This is a genomic window from Sulfuricurvum sp. IAE1, from assembly GCF_004347735.1.
In the GTDB taxonomy this organism is placed as follows: domain Bacteria; phylum Campylobacterota; class Campylobacteria; order Campylobacterales; family Sulfurimonadaceae; genus Sulfuricurvum.
In genome coordinates, this window is sequence record NZ_SLTI01000045.1 from 1 (window position 1) to 2,500 (window position 2,500).

Below are 2,500 nucleotides of genomic sequence, written 5' to 3' on the forward strand. Positions count from 1 at the left end.
CCGATATTTATGGAAAACGTATACCCCCAATTGAATGAATATTATGCTTGTATCCGGCAAAAGCTGCCATGCCATTTGATATCAGGCGGTCTGATATATAAGGCGTTGTATGGATTTATCACTAAACCGAGCATATGTTCGACGAGATAAAATCTTGGCAATTAGCAGCAGTAAGGAGATTTTGGGGAGGAAAGACGATGATTTTTAGGATTGGACGGATATCAGACCCATCCAATCCCATTATTCTTTATGCAGCTTTATTGACATTGAACTGGTAATCCACATTCTTCATAATGTGAATCATGTCGTCCGATGGAACCGGCGGAGTGATGAAATATCCCTGCATCTGATCGCACTTTAAGGTCCGCAAGAATTCCAACTGCTCAAGAGTTTCAACACCCTCCGCTATAACAGTCAATTTTAGGCTGTGAGCCATAGCCACAACGGCTCCCGCTATAGCAGCGTCATCGGGATTTGTGGTAATGTCCTTGATAAACGAACGGTCGATTTTTACAGCATCTATCGGAAAACGCTTTAGATAACTAAGCGATGAATATCCAGTCCCGAAATCATCGACTGAGATTCTGACTCCCATAGATTTCAGAGCGAGCAATATATCAACCGCCGCAGTAGGATCTTGCATCAAAGCGCTTTCAGTTAACTCGAGAACGAGATATTCCGGTTCCAGGCCGCTTAGGGCAAGTGCATTTTGAACCATTTCCAGCAGTTTCTTCTGTTCAAATTGCTTTGCCGAAATATTGACCGACATAGTTATCGGCTCAAGGCCCATTTCCTGCCATCTCTTGTTGGCTGTGCATGCCGCATTAAGCACATATTCACTGAGCGGATCGATGAGGCCCGTCTCTTCAGCCAACTGAATGAATTGCGCCGGCTGAACCATCCCGTATTCAGGATGCTCCCACCTAACAAGAGCCTCCGCGCCCAATATCTTTCCTGAATAGATTTCAACACTCGGCTGATAATGAACGAGAAATTCCTTGTTTTCCAGTCCCTTACGCAGGCTGTTTTCAAGTATCATCATCTCCATAGCTGTGCTGTGTAGAGACTCAGTATAAAGTGAATACTTATTTCTGCCCAGCTCCTTTGAATGATACATGGCAGTGTCGGCATTCTTAACGAGAGTCTCCGCATCAATACCGTCAGACGGGTATATGCTGATACCTATACTTGCCGTTATAAAGTAGTCTCTGCCATCCAGATTAACAGGAGCAGAGAGTACATTCATAATTTTTTTCGCGACAACGCTCGTATCCTCAGAATCTGCAATATCGGTAAGGATAACTGTGAATTCATCTCCACCCATTCGAGCCAGTGTATCTGATTGCCGCAGGCATGAAGACAGTCTGTCTGCAACTTCCTGAAGCAGTATATCTCCGTAATTATGGCCGAGCGTATCGTTGATAATCTTGAATCTATCGAGATCCAGATACATTACTGCAATAGACGAGCTTTGACGTTTTGCACGGGCAAGAAATTGGGTCAAGCGATCACTAAATAAAAGTCTGTTTGGAAGGCCAGTCAGCGGATCATGGGTGGCCTGGACTCTCAGAGACTCACGCGTGGATATAAGTTCGGCCTGAAGGTCGAGTATACGTCTGCCGGCACGCAGCCTTGCGTTAAGCTCGTTTGAATCAAACGGCTTGGTTATATAGTCATCCGCCCCTGCTCCGATTCCCCTAATAATATCCTCTTTCTGATTTTTTGCAGTCAGTAAAAGAATGTATATATATGGACCATCTTTACGTTCACGTACTTTACGGCAAATTTGCACTCCATCCATACCCGGCATCATCCAGTCGATGACTGCCAGCTTAGGAGTATCTTCCGATTGTAAATATCGCCAGGCCTCTTCACCGTCACATGCTACTACGACTTCATATCCCCACTTAACGAGCAGCGCCTGAAGCAGCTTTCTCGATACAGGATCATCCTCGGCAATGAGTATCCTCATGCGGCTTCCTCCATATCCAGCGCTGCCAGTGCAGACTTTAGGCATTCGATTTTTTCTTCCAATACGATATAGGCTTCTCTTGCTCCGCTCAGATCACCACTCGAACCGATTCTTTCGAGCCGTAGAGCCGCATTAAATACAGACTTCGCTGCAAAATTGCCCACCGAACCCTTTAGCGTATGCGCAGTTTTCTGCAATAAATCAGCGTCACCACACGCTATTGCATCCTGTATTTCATGCATTAATTGTGGGTAATCGTCTATAAATATTTCTGCAAGTTCTTTCACCAGGTGCATATCACCATCGACCCTCGACAGCAGTTCATTCATATCAATGCATGGGATCTTGCAACTCCGTTGTTTACTTGCGGGCTTTTGGCTCTTTTCTTCTGACACATTTTCCAGTATTCGATTCAATTCTTCTATTTGTATGGGCTTTGCAACATACCCATCCATTCCAGCTTCCAGACAACGTTCTCGGTCACCTTTCATTGCATGAGCTGTCATCGCAATTATCGGAATATGTGTC

The 2,500-nt window shown here is 45.0% G+C and carries 2 protein-coding genes; both read right to left on the minus strand.

The annotated features are described in order from the left end of the window. Positions 1-247 precede the first annotated feature (247 nt). On the minus strand, positions 248-1,972 hold the full coding sequence (locus E0765_RS06960) for a GGDEF domain-containing response regulator (RefSeq protein WP_165921703.1): 1,725 nt from the start codon (positions 1,970-1,972) through the stop codon (positions 248-250). Beyond that, on the minus strand, positions 1,969-2,500 hold a 532-nt coding region (locus tag E0765_RS06965), incomplete at its 5' end, for an Hpt domain-containing protein (protein WP_132812509.1). The genes E0765_RS06965 and E0765_RS06960, both read right to left, overlap by 4 nt.

Bases quoted from the DNA above. Each gene is read 5' to 3' on its own strand.
- E0765_RS06960 (WP_165921703.1), bottom strand. From the start codon at position 1,972: ATGAGGATACTCATTGCCGAGGATGATCCTGTATCGAGAAAGCTGCTT.